Annotated in this window: 16 protein-coding genes; 10 read left to right on the top strand and 6 right to left on the bottom strand. The window is 42.0% G+C overall.

The annotated features are described in order from the left end of the window. Nucleotides 1-147 precede the first annotated feature (147 nt). Nucleotides 148-1413, top strand: coding sequence for an amidohydrolase (locus G2999_RS08815; protein ID WP_010180828.1), 1266 nt, complete (start codon nt 148-150; stop codon nt 1411-1413). 50 nt (nt 1414-1463) lie between these two features. On the opposite strand, the gene G2999_RS08820 is transcribed toward G2999_RS08815, so the two are convergent. Then, nucleotides 1464-2360, bottom strand: coding sequence for a LysR family transcriptional regulator (locus G2999_RS08820; protein ID WP_010180830.1), 897 nt, complete (start codon nt 2358-2360; stop codon nt 1464-1466). Nucleotides 2361-2552: 192 nt separating this feature from the next. Between G2999_RS08820 and purE the strand changes: the two genes are divergently transcribed. From purE to G2999_RS08840, 4 genes are read left to right on the top strand one after another with little or no spacing between them, the layout of a single operon-like run. Continuing rightward, nucleotides 2553-3038 carry a 5-(carboxyamino)imidazole ribonucleotide mutase gene (gene purE, locus G2999_RS08825; RefSeq protein ID WP_010180831.1) on the top strand — a complete coding sequence of 162 codons (486 nt, stop codon included), beginning with the start codon at nt 2553-2555 and terminating at the stop codon, nt 3036-3038. Between the two features lie 2 nt (nt 3039-3040). Continuing rightward, on the top strand, nt 3041-4180 hold the full coding sequence (locus G2999_RS08830) for a 5-(carboxyamino)imidazole ribonucleotide synthase (RefSeq protein WP_010180833.1): 1140 nt from the start codon (nt 3041-3043) through the stop codon (nt 4178-4180). A 14-nt stretch (nt 4181-4194) separates the two neighbouring features. Further along, nucleotides 4195-4653: a copper chaperone PCu(A)C gene (locus tag G2999_RS08835; protein ID WP_010180835.1), complete on the top strand. Its 459-nt coding sequence runs from the start codon at nt 4195-4197 to the stop codon at nt 4651-4653. Nucleotides 4654-4706: 53 nt separating this feature from the next. Further along, nucleotides 4707-5807 carry a PQQ-dependent sugar dehydrogenase gene (locus G2999_RS08840; protein WP_010180838.1) on the top strand — a complete coding sequence of 367 codons (1101 nt, stop codon included), beginning with the start codon at nt 4707-4709 and terminating at the stop codon, nt 5805-5807. On the opposite strand, the gene G2999_RS08845 is transcribed toward G2999_RS08840, so the two are convergent. Next, a complete protein-coding gene (locus tag G2999_RS08845) occupies nt 5761-6444 on the bottom strand; it encodes an RluA family pseudouridine synthase (protein ID WP_010180840.1) in 684 nt (227 codons plus the stop codon). The genes G2999_RS08840 and G2999_RS08845 overlap by 47 nt on opposite strands. A gap of 12 nt (nt 6445-6456) precedes the next feature. Then, nucleotides 6457-9291 (bottom strand): RNA polymerase-associated protein RapA, encoded by a 2835-nt coding sequence (rapA, locus tag G2999_RS08850; protein ID WP_010180841.1) that lies wholly within the window; start codon nt 9289-9291, stop codon nt 6457-6459. A 175-nt stretch (nt 9292-9466) separates the two neighbouring features. Between rapA and G2999_RS08855 the strand changes: the two genes are divergently transcribed. After that, entirely contained in the window at nt 9467-10861 is a 1395-nt protein-coding gene (locus tag G2999_RS08855) for a PhoH family protein (protein WP_010180842.1), read from the top strand. A 14-nt stretch (nt 10862-10875) separates the two neighbouring features. Here G2999_RS08855 and G2999_RS08860 read toward each other — a convergent pair whose 3' ends face one another. Beyond that, nucleotides 10876-11187 (bottom strand): DUF962 domain-containing protein, encoded by a 312-nt coding sequence (locus tag G2999_RS08860; RefSeq protein ID WP_010180844.1) that lies wholly within the window; start codon nt 11185-11187, stop codon nt 10876-10878. A gap of 148 nt (nt 11188-11335) precedes the next feature. Here G2999_RS08860 and G2999_RS08865 point away from each other — a divergent pair, with 148 nt between their 5' ends. The 3 genes from G2999_RS08865 to G2999_RS08875 all read left to right on the top strand — a co-directional run bounded on the left by G2999_RS08865 (nt 11336) and on the right by G2999_RS08875 (nt 14000). Then, on the top strand, nt 11336-12181 hold the full coding sequence (locus G2999_RS08865) for a tetratricopeptide repeat protein (protein ID WP_010180845.1): 846 nt from the start codon (nt 11336-11338) through the stop codon (nt 12179-12181). A 98-nt stretch (nt 12182-12279) separates the two neighbouring features. Continuing rightward, on the top strand, nt 12280-13578 hold the full coding sequence (locus G2999_RS08870) for an adenylosuccinate synthase (RefSeq protein WP_010180847.1): 1299 nt from the start codon (nt 12280-12282) through the stop codon (nt 13576-13578). Continuing rightward, nucleotides 13578-14000, top strand: coding sequence for a VOC family protein (locus tag G2999_RS08875; RefSeq protein ID WP_010180849.1), 423 nt, complete (start codon nt 13578-13580; stop codon nt 13998-14000). Before G2999_RS08870 ends, G2999_RS08875 begins: the two co-directional genes overlap by 1 nt. A 92-nt stretch (nt 14001-14092) precedes the next feature. Here the strand turns inward: G2999_RS08875 and ggt are convergent, their stop codons facing one another. Together ggt and G2999_RS08885 are read right to left on the bottom strand one after the other, a co-directional pair. Beyond that, on the bottom strand, nt 14093-15841 hold the full coding sequence (ggt, locus tag G2999_RS08880; RefSeq protein ID WP_029257484.1) for a gamma-glutamyltransferase: 1749 nt from the start codon (nt 15839-15841) through the stop codon (nt 14093-14095). Between the two features lie 25 nt (nt 15842-15866). Next, the gene (locus tag G2999_RS08885) at nt 15867-17279 is read right to left on the bottom strand and encodes a Na+/H+ antiporter NhaC family protein (RefSeq protein ID WP_010180852.1); all 1413 of its coding nucleotides are present in this window, start codon (nt 17277-17279) and stop codon (nt 15867-15869) included. An 89-nt stretch (nt 17280-17368) separates the two neighbouring features. Between G2999_RS08885 and G2999_RS08890 the strand changes: the two genes are divergently transcribed. Then, nucleotides 17369-19225 carry a glycoside hydrolase family 3 protein gene (locus G2999_RS08890; RefSeq protein WP_232222443.1) on the top strand — a complete coding sequence of 619 codons (1857 nt, stop codon included), beginning with the start codon at nt 17369-17371 and terminating at the stop codon, nt 19223-19225. The last annotated feature ends 25 nt before the right edge of the window (nt 19226-19250 follow it).

Raw genomic sequence — 19250 nt, forward strand, 5'->3', positions numbered from 1 at the left:
TCTTCTATATAACCAACTTACACTGTCAAACTTATAGAAGCACAATAACATATGGGAAACATCATGAAGATACAGTCATTTTCACGACAAGTTTGTAGGTTTATAGGGGTTGTAACAGTATTGAGTGTCTCATCACTGAGTTTCTCATTGCCAGGCCATGCAAAACCACAAACTACTGTTATTAATCAAAAAGTAGATGAGGTTGAAGCTCAGGTCATTCAGTGGCGTCATCATTTTCATGAGTTTCCGGAATTATCGAATCGCGAATTTAAAACAGCCGCGTATATTGAACAATATTTACGTTCTCTAGGGTTGCAAGTACAAACAGGGATAGCTAAAACGGGTGTCGTGGGGTTATTGGATACAGGCAAACCTGGACCCGTCGTTGCACTTCGCGCTGATATGGATGCTTTGCCAATCGAAGAAAGCAGTGATTTACCATTTAAATCTGTCCAGCGTGGCAAATTTAATGGTAAGGATGTTCCGGTGATGCACGCCTGCGGCCATGATACTCATATGGCAATGCTCATGGGAGCCGCCAAAATTCTAACGGATATGCAAGATGATTTGGTTGGTCAAGTTAAGTTCATCTTTCAACCGGCTGAAGAGGGTTCGCCTGAAGGGGAAGTCGGTGGGGCTGAAATCATGGTAAAAGAGGGTGTCTTAAAGAATCCTGATGTAGATGCTATTTTTGGGTTACATATCTCAGCAGCAACCCCAGTTGGAAAAGTATTATGGCGTGAAGGTGGGATCATGGCTGCAGTAGATCCGTTTAAAATTGTCATCAAAGGCAAACAAGCGCATGGCGCTTACCCATGGTTAAGTGTTGATCCTATTACGACTGCCGCCCAAACTATTATGAGTTTACAAACTATAGTGAGTCGTGAATTACAGTTACTTGATGACGCAGCGGTTATTACCATAGGCGCTATAAATGGCGGGAATCGTTCTAATATCATTCCTAATGAAGTCGAATTAGTGGGTACAATTCGGACATTAAATGAAAAAGCACGTGATCACATTTATGAAGCTCTACCTCGTAAGGTCCATGCGATAGCGCAAAGTATGCGCGCAGAAGCAGAAATAACGTTACCATTAGATTACCATTATCCAATCACTTTTAACGATCATGCCTTAATGAAACAAGTCTTACCGACGCTGACGCGAACCGCTGGAGAAGATAATGTCGTCTATTCTAAACCGGTGACCGGAGCTGAAGATTTTTCGTTTTTTCAAAAGGAAGTGCCAGGTGTGTATTTATGGGTAGGTGGTCGCTCACCTGATATCACTGAAGCACAAGCCCCTGCTCACCATACTCCGGAGTTCGTCGTACAGGATGAAGGAATGAAATTAGGAGTGGCTCTTTTGACCAACTTAACTGTTGATACATTATTTAATCAAGAACAGCCATAAGTACACTAATGTCATTGAGTAGCAATTATCCGATGTGGTAATTGCTGCTATTAAGACACTGAAGCTAGTTGGCCGTGATTTAACAAGTGATATGTAAATTTGTTACTAATATCTGATTGTGGTCTGTTTTTGAGGGTGACTGAATGCCATTGGTTAACAATAGGGAAATCAACAATATTTAATTCTTTTACCATAGCATTCGTCTGTTGACTTAATGTTGCTTGAGACAGAACGGCGACACCTAATCCTGAAGACACCGCAAGTTGTATCGCTTCATTACTTTCAATCAGCATAATGTTAGATAATGTAATATTATTTTGTACACAATAATCCACTAACACCTTATGTGTGGCAGAACCTTTTTCCCTGACCAAGAATTTTTGTTCTTTAAGTTCACTTAAGTGACAATGATTGGGACCATTGTAATCCATTGGGCCAACCAATTTGAGCTGGTTATCCATAAAAGGGGTTGATGTGATGTTGTTGAGTTCTGGCACAGATGAGAAAATATATAAGTCATCTTTATTTTCAGCTAAGCGTTGTGTTATTTGCTCTGTGTTGCCCACTTTAAGCTGAACATTCACACCTGGGTTTTCTAAACAAAATGGTTTTAGGATTGGCGTGATTAGATATTTAGCAGTGGACACTACCGCTAATTTAAACGCGCTAGTCTGTTGCATTTTTAGTGAATCTATATGAGATTCTAACACTTTTTGTGACTGCATTATTTCATTTGCACAGTTGTATACAGCCGTGCCTGCTTCAGTCAGACGAAGGGTACCATGATGAGTCTCAAGCAAAGTCATATTATAAATTTCTGACAATTTTTTGAGTTGTAATGAAACTGTAGGTTGAGAAAGTTTTAACGCTGCAGATGCGGCGGTAATAGACCCTGTTTCAATAACTTGCTTGAAGACTTCTAGTAATCTAAACGTTAATGAATTCATAGATTTCTACTATATAGTGATAATCAAAAAAGTAAATACTTATTAATGGGAAACCTACAGCTTCGCTTTAATCTAACGCGGTTGGATAACGTTATTTCATTATAGTTAAATTAAGGTATAATAGCCGGTTTCCACGGCATTAAATTAAATAATTTGGTTATGTCGGACTAGTCGCAGTAAAGAGAGTATAAAATGGCAAAAGTTGCAATTGTAATGGGGTCTACATCTGATTGGCCTACGATGAAACTGGCTGCAGAGATGTTACAACAGCTCGGTGTTGAATTTCATGCGCAAGTTGTTTCTGCACACCGCACTCCTGAATTATTAACTTCATTTGCTCAGACTGCTCATACTGAAGGTTATAGCGTGATTATTGCGGGTGCAGGTGGTGCTGCTCATTTACCTGGAATGATAGCTGCTCACACTCATATTCCTGTTTTAGGCTGTCCCGTCCGTTCCAGTCAGTTAAATGGAATTGATTCTTTACTATCGATTGTACAAATGCCTAAAGGTGTCGCTGTTGGTACACTTGCCATTGGTGAAGCAGGAGCGGCAAACGCAGGTTTATTAGCAGCTCAAATCGTTGCACTTCAGGAACCTAAGGTCGCTCAAGCGATCATTGATTTTCGTCAAACTCAAACGGACACCGTGCTTAGTAACGGTCAATTAGAGCTTTAATTATGAATGTGTTGGTATATGGTTCCGGTCAACTTGCTCGAATGATGTATTTAGCCGGTAGTCCCTTGAATATTAATATTCAGGCGGTCGATGTGGCGACGAATAAAATTGTGAATCCTGTTACAAAACGTAATTTGAAAATATCTTTAGACGATGCCATCGCTAATGCCGACGTATTAACCGTCGAGTTTGAGCATGTGCCTGAAGCACTTCTTGAACAGGCGGAACAGTCAGGTAAGTTAGCCCCAAATATGCGATCGATTCTCGTGGGTGCAGACCGTGTCCGTGAAAAACAACTTTTAGCATTGGCTAATATTCCAAACTGTGAACACGAAATTATCACAAATGTTGCTCAACTTGATGGGATCACGGAACGCTTAGGTGACAAAATTATTTTGAAGTCAAGCCGTGATGGCTATGATGGTTATGGGCAATGGCGTGTGAGTCAACAAAGTGATTTAGACGAACTCATTACTGTATTTAATCATTTAGATTTAGAAAAAGTGCCAATTATCGCTGAAAAAATGTGTCCATTTGATCGAGAGTTATCATTAGTAGGAAGTGTTGATAGCGAAGGTAATGTCGCACTATATCCGTTGGCTCAAAATACGCATTTTGAAGGTCAATTGCATGTTTCGATCGCCCCAGCACCTGAGTTAAATGATACTTTACAACAAAAAGCAGAAAGTATTTTTGCAGCATTAGCTTCTCAAATGGAATATGTCGGTACATTAGCAGTAGAGTTGTTCCAAGTAGGAGATGACCTATTAGTTAATGAGTTAGCGCCGCGAGTACATAATTCCGGACATTGGTCTATGCAGGGGGCTGATACCTGCCAGTTCGAGAATCATCTTCGTGCTATTTGTGGCTTACCATTAGGTGATTCTCATGCCGATAAAATCAGTGCGATGGTCAATATCATTGGCGTAAGTTCATTTTCAAAAAATCTAATAGGGATCCCAGGTGTGCATCTGCACTGGTATGGAAAAGAAGTCCGTGAAAAGCGTAAAATGGGACATATCAATGTCACTGCTAATAGTTATGCTGATCTGGGTAAAAAATTCGAGCAGCTCGGTGAATTTTTACCTATGCAACATTTTCCGCGGTTATTGACCCAAGCCAGTAAATTAGCTAAACAATAAATCGGAGTTATGACATGTTAAAATTATTGAGTACTATGATTGCAATCTGTGTCTTATCAGCTTGCACCCCATCATTACCGGATACGTTAATGATATCAGATGCTAAAATCCGTGCTGCTTATAGTCAGGCGAAAACCGGCGCTGCGTATATGACGATCACGAATCCTACAGAAACTACTACAACACTAACTTCAGTGAGTTCATTGACAATGGTGGCGAATGATATTCAATTACACACCATGACAATGGATGGCGATGTAATGAAAATGGAAGAAGTGTCAGGTGGTGTGACGATTGATGCGCAAAGTACAGTCACGTTTGCACCGGGTGGTTTCCATATTATGTTTGTAGGGTTACAAACAGAATTAAGTGAAGGTAAGCAAATAGCGTTAACTTTAACGTTTGATAATATGCCGGCACAAACTGTCAACTTTCCTGTAGTATCCATGCACAGCTCAGGGATGAAACATTAATCTAAATGACATCTTTTACGTATAGATTAGTTCAATACTTAAAGGAAAATATTATGTTGAGTTCAAGCAAAGTTGTGGCTGTGGCCTTTTTTGTCATGAGTTTCTCGCTGATGACTGGTAGCAACAATGTATTCGCGCAGTCCATTACGGCACAAACCGTCATAGCAACTGATCTCTCTAGTCCGTGGTCGCTTGCTCTTCTGCCACGTGGCGAATTTCTTGTGACCGAAAAAACAGGCTCGATAGCTAAAATTACAGCCACGGGTAACGTCACCCGTCTAACCGGACTGCCGAGTGTCGTTGCAGAACGTCAAGGTGGAGTATTAGGCGTCACTTTGGATCCTGATTTTGCTCAAAATAATAAAATTTATGTATGCTTAGTTAGAGCTGATGATGAAGGTAAAACTGGTTCAGAGGTCTATTCAGCTACGCTTAGCGGTAATGAATTAAGTGATGTCACGAATATCTTTACCGCGCAGCCTAAGGTGAATTCAGGTTTTCATTTTGGGTGTCGTTTAGCATTTACAGATGATAAATCGTTGTTTATCACACTCGGTGACCGCGGTGCCGGTAAAGAGTTAACTCAAGACCTTGATAATCATTATGGCAAAGTGATACGTGTGTTACCTGATGGCACTCCACATCCTGAAAATGCGTTTCTAGATTCAAAGGTACCAGAAGTCTATTCTATTGGTCATCGAAATGTGCAAGGGATCGTGTGGCATCCTACTGAAAAAGTCATGTGGGCACATGAGCATGGACCAAAAGGTGGTGATGAATTAAATCGCCTTAAAGTAGGTGCCAATTATGGTTGGCCAACCATCACTTATGGGGTGAATTATAACGGTACCATTATCACTGATCAGACTGAAGCGCCAGGATTAGAGCGGCCTTTAACATATTGGGTGCCTTCTATTGCGCCCAGTGGTATGGCATTTTTTAATGATGACATTTTGATAGGCTCATTAAAATTCAGACATTTACGCTATTTAGAAATGGAAGGCGATAATGTCGTGAAACAGACGGAATTGCTGAATGAGTTAAACGCACGTATTCGTGATGTACAAGTCAGTTCAAGTAATGTGGTTTATGTGCTAACTGATGAGCCTAAAGGCCGATTAATTGCGGTTCAATTGCAAATGGATGCTCAATAGCAAACTGCATCCATTGCATAGTAGTGGGATGGTAAAATCCCAGCTCAGCAGCATGTAGCCATAATCGAGTGACTCCCTCACGGGTATAAGCTTCAGTATATAAACGGTCACCTAATATTGGGTGACCGATAGACAGTAAATGTACACGCAACTGATGCGATCGTCCCGTCACAGGGTGTAATTCAACGAGGGTCGTTTTTTCACCCACTTCAACCACTTTAAAGTGCGTTAAACTTTTCTTACCCGTTTCATAGCAGACTTTTTGTTTAGGGCGATTTGGCCAATCTACAATTAAAGGTGCTGTGATCTCCCCTTCGCTGACTGACATCTGGCCCAAAACTCGTGCAAAGTAGCGTTTTTGAGTTTTACGCTCTGCGAACTGAGCACTTAAATGCTGATTGGCCGATTTATGCATCGCCATGACGATGATCCCAGAGGTAGCCATATCTAAGCGATGCACAATACGGGCATTGGGATACACGTCCGTCACACGTTTTTGTAAACTATCTTGGTGGTTCGCAGCTCGCCCACGGACACTGAGCAAACCAGGTGGTTTAGCTAAGACAATAATGTCCTCATCTTGATGCAATATATCAAGAAAGGGATCAGTGGGTGGTTGATAGTTTAAAATAGCCATGTTGATTGATTATCACTTTTTGGGGTTATTGATCACGACTCGGATCGCATCTAAATATAACGTCGCTTCTTGAATTCTTGTTTGAGCTTGCTCTAATGTACTTTGCATATGCGCAATTTCAATGTCACTAATACTTGGATTCACTTTTTGCAATTCGGTCAACCGAGTAATTTCCGCGCCGAGTTGTGTGTGGATGAATTCATGCGCTGCTTCTTTTACCGATGCTACCCGCTCTTGGGCTAAGGCTTCCGCTTTTGCTAGGACCAGTTTAATTGGTTTGGCGAGTGCGGGAACTAGTTTTTGGCTGAGTTTACGGTCAACCTTAGTTAACTCAACCGACACATTATTCATCGAGTTACCTTGACTATCGAGCTGGATCAGAACTGGTGTCTGAGGCAAATAAGGGTTAAATCCTGTCGTGTTATCTGTATTGGCTTGCAAGATGTATAAACACTCAACAAAAAATGCACCCGCAGGTAAAGCGGTGTTACTCATAAAGCTTAATGATGCTTTGCCGTTCACTTCACTGGTGATAATGTCGATAGCTTCATGTATCAGTGGATGATCCCAGCTAATAAAGCTCAGCTCTTCTCTTGCAGTAGCGACATCACGACGATAGGTAATCGTTAATCCTTCATCAGGTAAGCTAGGAATAGCATGTGCTAATTGATCAGTGGGTTGTAAAATAAAGCTATGTGCGTCATTAACAATATGCGCAATGCCTAGCGCGTCACAGATTAAGTGCATGAAACTTTCTACGCTATGCGCTAGTTCTGGCGCATTCAATGCGTCGACTAATGATTCTATTGTACCTTTACCGCTAGCACTGATTTCTAACAGCTTATCACGGCCTTGTTGGCGTTCTTCATTAAACTGAGATGCTAGAGCTGCTGCTTGGATTATCACATCATTAATTTCGGTAGGTTCTGCTAAGGCACTTTGAATCTTGTGGTCTAGCGTTGCAAACACTTTTGCCCCAATGGCACAGGTCTGATTAAAACTATTTAGACCCTCATGATACAGCTTAAACAAGGTGGCTTGACCGGTATGTTCAACATACGGGACATGGATGTTCACCGTTTGTGATTGGCCAATACGATCAAGTCGACCTATGCGTTGCTCTAATAAATCCGGATGTGCAGGTAAATCAAATAAGATTAAATGCTGCGCAAATTGGAAATTACGCCCCTCTGAACCAATTTCGCTGCATAATAATAAGGGTGCACTGTTTTCCGGATCGGAAAAATAATGTGCAGCACGGTCTCGTTCAATAATACTCATGTTTTCATGAAAGACAGGTAAATGTTGACCCGTCAGTTTCTTAATAAATTCAGCAAGTTGCAACACAGTCCGTTGGGAGCGACAAATAAGTAAAGTCTTATTCGTGGTATCTTCTAAATATTCCAGTAACCAATCTACGCGAGGATCATCGTATAACCAACTTGAATGTAATGCGGGTAACTCATGAATAAAACAGGTATGTGATCGAGGACAATCTAATGTTTGCCATTCTTCTGGTAACGCTAATGGATAGGCATGTAAAATCCGCTCATTCAACCCTGCGATAGATTGTCGAGTGTTTCTAAAAAACATCCGACCGGTGCCATGGCGATCAATGAGATGATTGATCATCGATTGATGTGATGTGGTCGCAAGATATTCAACATCGATATCTGTATAGATAGAGGCGACATGTGTTTGTAATTCATTACTGATTGTCGCTTCAGTCTCAGCTAGCTCTGCAACAAGAGACATAGTGCTTTGCTCATCTAGCAATGCATCCGTTAATTCAGCAAGCACTTTATATTGAGCCTGTTCAGCTTCATAAGTAGCAAAGTCAGTAAAACGGGCAGGGTCGAGTAGGCGTAAGCGTGCAAAATGACTTTCATGACCCAGTTGATCTGGCGTGGCTGTCAATAGTAAGACGCCCGGTGTGATTTGAGTCAGTCCTTCTACCAGGGCATATTCATCTGACACGGTTTCATTTGACCAATGTAAATGATGCGCTTCATCTACAACCATTAGATCCCATGATGATGCTAAAGCCCAAGCATTAATCTTAGGCTCCGTCACTAAGGTATCGATACTAATTAAGACGATTTGCTCTGCATCAAATGGGTTCATGCCATCTTCGAGTAAGGCTTCAACACGACTAGCATCAAATACTGCACAGGGTACATTAACCCTTCTATGCATCTCGACTAACCATTGATGGATCAAGGTTTCAGGGACAATAATTAAAATGCGAGTAGCACGACCACTGAGACGCTGTTTTTGTATGATCATAGCTGCTTCAATCGTTTTACCTAAACCCACTTCGTCAGCAAGTAACACGCGAGGGGCGAAACGATTACCTACTTGATTCGCAATATGAATTTGATGTTCAATTAAGCTAACTCGTGCGCCGCTTAAACCCAATAAAGGCGATTGTTGGTGCGTAAAACGTGCATCAAACGCCTCACGTCTTGCATCAAACCAGTTGTATTTATCTAGTTGCAGCGTAAATAAGCGATCTTCAGGCTGATTAATTTGCGTTAAGTGTGATAACTGAGTTTCAGTTAATACGACCGACTCATTATTGTGTGTATATTCGACTAGATATTGGATGAGACCATTGGTGTCCATCGTGTCGAGTACACAAAATTCTTGCTTATCGACATCGAGGCCAATATCGCCTTTTTCTAATAATAAACGGATCAAAGGTGAACTATCGATGGAATAGTGCTTATCTTCTTGGGTAACAGGGAAATAAATAGTGACTTGTCTAAGTTGAACATCAGCAACAATGCCTAGTCCAAGTTCGGGTTGCTGTGAGCTCAGCCAGCGTTGACCAACGGTAAAATTCATAAAATATAGGTAAATAATTTCAAGAGTAAAAGGATAAAGTGTAATTATCGCATGAATTCTAGTAGACGTCTGAGCAATATGAAAAAAAACAGGTAATTTCAATCTATATGGATTATTGTAAAGGTATTGAATATAAAACTTTGTAAAAAATTATCGGTCAGATAAGGAGTTTTAAATGACAGTATCTTCAAGTGCTACCAAAATTTACGTTCTTGATACGAATATTCTATTACATGAACCTCTCGCCTTTTTATCCTTTCAAGAACATGATGTCGTTGTGCCAATGACTGTTTTAGAAGAACTGGACCATATCAAAGATAGTAAAAAAGATGTTGCACGGGATGCTCGCATATCTATTCGTGCGATGGAAAATGTATTAAAAGATGCAACCCCTGAACAAATGACTCAAGGGGTCAGTCTTGAGGGGGTTACTGGCGGAGAACATGGTCCCCGTGGGCGATTGTCTATTTATACTGACCTAGTAATGGCCCAAGAGTTACAAGTATTTACAAGCAATGAAAACGACAACCGTATCATCAATGTCGCACTCGATATGCAGCAGTCTCACCCAAACAATGAAGTGATTCTCGTCACTAAAGATATCAATATGCGTTTAAAAGCTAAAGGCGCAGGCATGGGGAAAGTCGAAGATTACCGAACGGACCAACTGGTAGACGATATTAAATATCTATCGAAAGGTTTTATGACATTTGAGGGTGATTTTTGGGAACAAGTAAGTAATGTAGAGAGTCGTCAAGAGGGACGTGATGTTATCCACCGAATACCAAAATCAGTATTGCCAGATGCTTATATTAATGAGTTTATAGTGGATGAAAACGGCACATTTGCGGGAATTGTTGAAGGTATTGACTCAGATTTTATTGAAATCCTTGATTTAGGTGTGGAGCGATTAATGTCTCGTCAAGCATGGGGCATTCGTCCGAAAAATATAGGACAAGCTATGGCACTGCATACCTTACTCGATCCGCATATTGATTTGGTCGTGATGACGGGTCCTGCTGGAAGTGGTAAAACTTTACTCGCTTTAGCTGCTGCACTTGAAATGGTGGTGGAAAAGAATATGTATGACAAAATTATTGTCACGCGTTCTACTCCCGAAATAGCAGAATCGATTGGTTTCTTGCCGGGTACGGAAGAAGAAAAGATGGCCCCATGGCTATCGGCAATTACGGATTCATTAGAGGTGCTACATAAACACGATGAAAGTACTGCAAGTTCGATGTCTTACATCATGGAGAAAGCAAACATTCAATTTAAATCTGTCAATTTTATGCGCGGTCGGAGTATTCAAAACGCTATTGTCATTTTAGATGAATCGCAAAATTTAACGGCGTCACAATTAAAAACGATTATCACTCGTTGTGGTGAGGGCACTAAATTAATATGTGGGGGGAATTTAGCGCAAATTGATAGTAATTACCTATCTGCGGTGACTTCAGGACTGACATACTTAGTCGAAAAATTTAAAAACTTTGAGGGGAGTTCAACCATCACTTTGGACGGTGTCGTCAGAAGTCGTCTTGCAGAATTCGCAGAACAGTCGCTTTAACAATCATGGTATGATTATTTGAATAAAGAAAGCTTACCGGTCCAAATGTCTTTATACATCACCCAATCGCCTATCAGGCTATATAGCGGATAGCTAAAGGTGGCAGGTTTATTTTTTTCAAAAAAGAAATGCCCCACCCACGCAAAGCCATATCCTAATAAAGGCAAAGACCACAGCCATACCCATTGTTGGGTGACTAATACAGCTATCAACACTAGCAGCACTAATGTTGAGCCAATAAAGTGCATTAACCGGCATTGGCGATTTTTATGTTCTTGGAGGTAGTAAGGGTAAAATGCTTTGAATGATTTATACGATTGCTTCATAGAAAATGCTACCTAGAATAAAAATATTTTAAGATAATAAGACCAACTCAGCTAAAGCGCAATATTCCGCTATTGAAACTTGCTTTCTGTGTAAACTGCCCCATTATAAAAATATTACTATTTAATTTCCCAACCAAGGTCATCAGATATGAACGCACCGATTGCGATTACCTTAGATAATTTCCAGCAAATCTTATTAGAAGAGTCCAAGCAAAAATTTATTTTAGTCCAGTTTTGGGTGCCGGAAAGTCAAGCATGTAGCCAAATCACTCAATCATTATCGGTACTGACCGCTAAGTACAGCGAAGTGATGCAGTACACCCAAGTGAATTGTAATGAGCAACAACAAATTGCCTCTCAATTTGGGATCCAAAGTTTACCGACTGTGATGTTAGTTAAAGATGGTCAGCCGGTGGATGGGTTTGCTGGAATGGTAGAAGACGCACAGATTACCGCTTTTCTAGAGAAGCATCTTCCACAACCTGAAGATGCTTTACTTATCCAAGCCCAAGAGAAACTTAACGAAGGTGATGCACAAGGTGCTTTACCTTTTGCACAGCAAGCTTATGCCATTAAGCCTGAGAATCTAGACTGTCAATACATGTTAGCTGATTGTCAAATTGACGTAGGGCAAATTTCTGCTGCCAAAGCATTGTTAGATAATATCGGATTGGCTGATCAGGATAATCGTTATACGGTGTTGCAAGGCAAAATCGAGTTAGCAGAACAAGCGGCAGAGTCTCCTGAGTTAAAAGCATTACAAGCACAATACGATGCTGACCCCACAGATAAACAGATCAGTATTGAACTTGCCGTTGCATTACACGCAGCACACAAAACAGAAGAAGCCCTTGGATTACTTTATAGTGTCGTGCAAATTGATTTAAATTTCGGTGATGCGAAAAAGCATTTATTAGATATGATCAATGCATTACCAGATGGTGAACCCCTTAAATCGAGTTATAGAAGAAAGGTTTATAGTTTACTCTATTAGTCTAATCGCCTAGTTAAGAAAAAAAGCCTTATCAAACGCGTGAATTTGAAGCGAGTTTTTGCTACTATTCACGCCTATTTTTTTACAGCAAGATTATTATGGCAAAGAACGTAGTCGTGCTCGGCACTCAATGGGGTGACGAGGGTAAAGGTAAGATCGTTGATTTATTAACTGAACGTGCAACGTATGTAGTACGTTACCAAGGCGGACATAACGCCGGTCATACATTAGTGATTGATGGTGAAAAGACGGTATTACATTTGATTCCATCTGGCGTACTGCGTGACAACGTCACCTGTGTCATCGGTAATGGTGTTGTATTAAGTCCTGAAGCGCTAATGACGGAAATGAGCATGCTTGAAGCACGCGGTATTCCAGTCAAAGAACGCTTAGTCATTTCTGAAGCGTGTCCGCTGATCCTTCCATATCACATTGCATTAGACCAAGCCCGTGAAATTGCACGTGGTAATAAAGCTATCGGTACCACCGGTCGCGGCATTGGTCCTGCGTATGAAGACAAAGTGTCGCGTCGCGGTTTACGTGTAGGTGATTTATTCAATGCCAAAGATTTTGCTGAAAAGCTGAAAGAGATACTGGCATATCATAACTTCATGCTGACTGAATATTATAAAGTCGACCCTGTTGACTTTGATAGCGTTTATAACGATGCAATGGAAGTCGCGAAAGTCCTCAAACCGATGATCGTTGATGTCACCGATTTACTCGATGAAGCGCGTAAGGCCGGTAAAGAAATTATGTTTGAAGGTGCTCAAGGGACATTACTTGACATTGACCATGGTACTTACCCTTACGTTACCTCTTCAAATACAACGGTTGGTGGCGTCGCTACCGGTGCTGGTTTTGGTCCGTTAAACCTAGATTATGTCTTAGGTATTGTTAAAGCGTATACCACCCGTGTAGGCTCAGGACCTTTCCCTACTGAGTTGGATTGTGAAGTTGGCCAACACTTAGGTGTTAAAGGGCATGAATTTGGTGCGACTACTGGTCGTAAACGTCGTACTGGTTGGTTTGATGCAGTTGTGATGAAGCGTGCAGTACAAATTAACTCAATTACAGGTTTATGTTTAACGAAGTTAGACGTTTTAGATGGTCTTGAAACCTTAGAAATTTGTACAGGTTATAAAGACAAAGACGGCAATATTGCAACTGTACCGCCAATGGCAGCTGATGGTTATGATGTTATCGAACCTGTGTATGAATCAATGCCAGGTTGGAGTGAAAACACGTTTGGTGTGCAGTCTTATGATGAGTTACCGCAAGCTGCGAAAAACTATATCAAACGTCTAGAAGAGTTGACTGGTGTACCGATTGATATCGTATCAACCGGTCCAGACCGTGTCGAAACCATTGTTCTGCGTGACCCATACGACGCATAATGAGCGAATTACGTCCTTTCCATCTAGCATTCCCGGTGACTTGTTTAACCCAAGCCACCGCTTTTTATGGAGAATTGCTAGGGTGTGCGAAGGGGCGTGAATCTTCCCAATGGATTGACTGGAATTTCTTCGGTCATCAAGTCGTGACACACCTTGTTGCGCAAATGCCATCTGCACCTGCTTATAATGCCGTCGACAATCATGCTGTGCCGGTACCTCACTTTGGTGTTGTGCTGAACTTATCTGACTGGCGTGAATTAGCTGATAAACTCATCGCTGCGAAAGTGGAATTTGTTGTTGAGCCTTACACGCGCTTTAAAGGCGAAGTCGGTGAGCAAAGCACGCTATTCTTGCTCGACCCGTTTGGTAACGCCTTAGAATTTAAAGCATTTGAAGATTTATCTTCGCTGTTTGCCAAATAAGCCAATTATCAATAATTAATAAGCAATAACTCGCTTTCTATTTGTAACTCGCGACCCGTTTTGTAACGGGCCCTTAGTTTACATATCTAGCACTAGCGCGTCATGAATACTTGCGCTTTTCCCCGACCATGGCTTTCTGATGCTGCCTCGACACGGTCCCCATTCACACTAATTAAATGTAGATCACCATAGCGACTTTCTTTGAGGGTGTAGCCCATCTCGGTTAGTGCGTTGGTGGTTTTATCTGGTAATCCTACATGATGACGGATCTGGTTAACAGGCAATAACTGGTGATGGAAACGCGGGGTATCAACTGCTTCTTGAGCACGCATTCCGAATTCTAAAATATGTAAGATGGACTGATAGACACTGGAGATGATCGTCGTGCCACCTGGTGAACCGGTGATTACTTTCACTTTGTTGTCTTGCAACACAATCGTCGGTGACATGGAAGATAACATGCGTTTATTCGGTTGAATTTCATTCGCGGTGCCACCGACTGCGCCAAAGAAATTAGGCACACCGGCTTTCACACTAAAATCATCCATTTCGTTGTTCAGCAAAAATCCAGCTCCCTCAACCACGACACCATTACCAAAACCTAAGTTAATCGTTGTCGTATTGGAGACGGCATTACCGTATTTATCCAAAATAGAAAAGTGTGTCGTTTGTTCCGATTCAGGCAATCCAGGTTTGATATTTTTTGTTATTGAGATCCCACTGCGTTTTACACCACTGGCACGCTCGGTAATATACTCTGCATTAGTAAGCGCGTGTTGAGGGATGGTCACGTAATCAGGATCACCAAGATATTCGGCTCTGTCAGCAAAGACCCGTTTGCCTATTTCAGCTAACAAATGGACATACTCTGGTGAGTTGTGTGGCAGGCGAGGGGACGTCGTGCCATCGGCGTTGATGATACGAGGATTTAAGCGTTCAAACATCGCTAACCACTGAGTAATAGCTATTCCACCTGAGCTCGGTGGCGGTGCGCTCAGAAGTTCAAACTCGCGCCACTGAGTAGCGATGGGCTGACGTTGTTTTGCCCGATATTGAGCTAAATCCTGTTTCGTAATTAAACCGTTATTGCTGGCCATAAAGTCGTGAATGATGTCAGCTGTTTTTCCTGCATAAAAGCCCGCCATGCCCTTATCGCGGATCCTTATTAAGGTCTGCGCCAGTTCAGGTTGAACAAAGCGTTCACCAGTTTTAGCCGCACTAAAATATTGGGCAAAATTTACATTAATCTTTTGGGTCGCTAACATTTCTATGTATTCATTGATGCTGCGTCCGAGTTTGGGATGGACGATAAACCCATTTTGGGCTAAATCGACTGCTGGTTGAACTAAGTCTTTCCATGGTAATGAGCCATATAATGCATGCGCTTTGACCATACCTGCCACTGTGCCAGGGGTGCCTGAAGCCAGAACACCATAAAGACTCTTACGTGTTATTGCATTGCCCTGTGCGTCTAAATACATATCGCGCGAAGCTGAAAGTGGGGCGGTTTCACGATAATCAATAAAATCATTGCTAGTAGGAGTGTGGATCAGCATAAAGCCACCACCACCAATATTACCCGCTTCAGGTAAGGTCACCGCTAACACAAACTGTGCAGCAACCGCAGCATCGATAGCATTGCCGCCACGTTGCAATATATCCATGGCAACATCTGAGCTGTAACTATCTGGCGCGGCGACCGCCATCGCTTTGGGGATGATAGGTGCTTGTTTAGTTGTTACCAACGCGACATTATTATTTGCGAGCGTCGCGGCCTGAGGCGCTAGAGAGGCACTCACTAACAATAAAAAAGAGACGATTGAAGTGATGTATTGGGTCATAGTCATTATAAATATCCGATTAAACTTATGCTGTGGTGATTAGGCTGGCTAAGGTAAATGCAATCACACTAAGGCCACCAGCTACCAGCGCGTAAGGAAGCTGAGTTTTTACGTGGGTTAATAGATCACAACCCGCTGCAAGAGAGGATACGGCGGTCGTATCCGAAATAGGCGAGCAATGATCACCAAAAATTCCACCACTTAAAATCGCGGCAACCACAAGCGACGGTTGTAAACCTAAGGTCTGTACCAGTGGGATCCCAATAGGGATTAAAATAGCAAACGTACCCCATGAAGTGCCAGTAGTGAATGACATGATGCCACCAGCAATAAACAACATGGGGACCACTAAAAATATCGGTAAATATTCACCGACCAATCCAGCCACAAATATACCTGTCCCTAATACTTTTAAACTAGCGCCTAAGCTAATAGATAACAATACGATGGTCACTAGCGGAAGTAACTCGCCCATCCCTTTAAAACTGATACGCAAGGCTTCGCGTTGAGTAAAACGTCGGTGTATTACGACTAAAATAAATGCCAGTAATGTCGCCAATGTCGTGGCATAAAGTACCGAACGACTGCCACTGCCTTGGGTCAAATCGCCATTCCCAGTCCAAAACATAAAACCTAGCATAGATAACACCATAGTGATGAGTGGTAACAACATGAAGCGTGATTTTGAGGGAATCTGCTGTTCGTCCTTGGCAGTAATTGGATGGGAATTTTGTATATTAATTTCACCAGTATTAGCGGCGGCCCAATCCTCTTCGATTTGCATGGGGCCGTGTACTTTATCGGTAATGATAGTGTATGCCACAATCGCTAGAGTAAATAGGGCATAAAAGTTAAACCACACACTGCCCCACAAAATACTCACTGCAGACTCTTTCAGTTGGTAGTTGCTAATTAACCCTAAAACAAAGGCACCCCAGCCATTAAGTAAAATCAAAATACAAATCGGCGCACTGGTACTATCAATGATGTAAGCAAGACGAGCGCGGCTCATCTTGAATTTATCAAATAAACCACGCGCTAAAATACCTGAAGACAGCACACTTAAATTCGATTCGACAAACACTGCAATACCGGTAAACATCGTTAAAGCGCCTACATGCTGGCGAGTTTTGGCAATACCTAAATCCATAATTCGTTGAACAGTCGCGGTCACACCACCAGAGTCACGGATTAATGCTAAGAGTGCGCCGACTAACACTGAAAATAATAAGATCCGAGTGTTACCTCCGCTCCCTGCAACATCGACAATGCGATCAACTGTCATCATCGGTGCTAGCCAAAGTGTTCTTTCAGGATCTGAAATAAGTAATAATATTTCTGAAGTGACCAAGGCGATTAAAAGAGCACTAATGACTTCTTTTTTCCAAAAAACAATAATGATCGCTACAATGGGGGGGATAATGGAGAGCCAATCCATGTCGTTCCTTATTTTTATTATGCTGTAGTGTTGAAGTATTGATAATACAGTAAATTAAATATTTTAAAATGTGTGTCGGGGATAAACCCATGCCTAGTGCTAGAAAATATGTTGTTTTTGTCTGTTGTTTGTTGCAAATCCTCTTTATGAGTGCCCAAGTTAAGGGGGAGGAGGCACCATTAAGGCTACCAACATTAGCTCAGTTGCTGGGTCAAAAAATCATGATCGATATTCGGTATTTTTGTGCCGATGAAACCCCTTCTTTAACATGTCGAGAGCCGGTAACAGCTTTACCTAATGAATTAGCAAGCTTGATAAAAAAACATCAACTCGGTGGCGTTATCTTATTTTCCGAAAATGTACAAAGTGTGACGCAAATACAACAGCTCACTAGCGATATTCAAAAACTGCGTCCACACTCTAGGCTACCCATGTTCATTGCGATAGATCAAGAAGGGGGGCGTGTAGCAAGACTTCCTACCGCTTTCTCGCCAGCGTATAGCGGAAATATGGCGATTGGCGCAACATATGATGCGCATGGGACAGCGTATGCAGCAAAGGTGGGGGAGTACATTGGGCGTGATTTAGCATCCGTTGGAATCAATGTGAATTTTGCACCAAGTATCGATGTGAATGCTAATCCTAGCAATCCAGTGATAAATGTACGCTCATTTGGCGAGTCAGCTGAGATGGTGAGTGAATTGGGAGGTGCATTGGTGCAACACATGCAATCTCAAGGTGTGCTCACCGCATTAAAGCATTTCCCTGGGCATGGTGATACTGTAGTAGATAGCCACACCGGCTTGCCTCAGGTAAACCATGATTTACCCACTATTATGAAGCAAGATATAGCGCCATTTAAGCATATCATCAAGGAACATGAACCTGCCTTTGTCATGACCGCACATATTCAATACCCACAATTAGATAATTCGACCTTATTGGCTAAAAACGGGACAGAGCAAGTGCGTCCAGCAACATTATCGCCGGTGATCTTAACTGACTTATTACGGGGAACGTTGGGATTTAAAGGAATAGTGATAACAGATGCGCTTGATATGGCAGGTATCGCTCAGTATTTTTCACCACAAGAGGCTATCATCGAAACGTTCAATGCAGGTGCCGATATTGCCTTGATGCCTTATACGATTAGAAACCTTGAGGATATTCAAGCATTTTCTAGTTTGATGGATGAGCTTGAGCGGCAGTTAGAAAAATCTGGAGATTTTACGGCGTTATTCGCTTCTTACACTCGGATCATGAACACCAAGCAAAAATTAGTCAGTTCACCACGACAATTGTCCACTCTTTCATCGCGTAAGGTGATGAGTATCGACCAAAAGCGCCAGTTATCTCGAGATTTAGCCCTCGCCAGCGTTACCCAAACCAGTGGACCTGTCGGTGTGCTCGCTGAGTATCGAGCTAGCGCAACAAAGTCATCGTGGTTATTGGTCATGCCTGATGCATTAAGATGCAAAGGAATGATGACTGCATTGAATAAAGCATTGTCTTCAGCCCAGCTAACGTGCGTGAATACTACATTAACAGCGATTGATGACCGACGCATAGAGCCACAGCACTTAAGGCAATACGATGTGGTGATCGCTGCTGATTTATCCCCACAAGTGAGTGCCATTGAGATGGGGGGGATGGATGATGTAGCTGCGTTGCGCCAACAGCGTATGCGTAGAAATAGTCTTGAGACTCAAAAAAGGATTATTACACACGTTATTCAACATGCGTCAACATCTAGTAAAACGGTGTTCGTGGCGTTAAGAAATCCATATCCAGTGGCTCATTATGTTAAAAATACCGATGCGACATTTGCGCTATATGACTATCGTGTTGAACCTAAGGATTTTAACAGCGATAGTTTTGAGGCATTAGTGACTTACCTACTGTATGACACTTCCGCCCCTGGCCGTTTACCTGTTACTGTACAATAAGGACTGTTATCCAGAGTAAACGATT

The organism is Glaciecola sp. HTCC2999, assembly GCF_000155775.1.
In the GTDB taxonomy this organism is placed as follows: domain Bacteria; phylum Pseudomonadota; class Gammaproteobacteria; order Enterobacterales; family Alteromonadaceae; genus Opacimonas.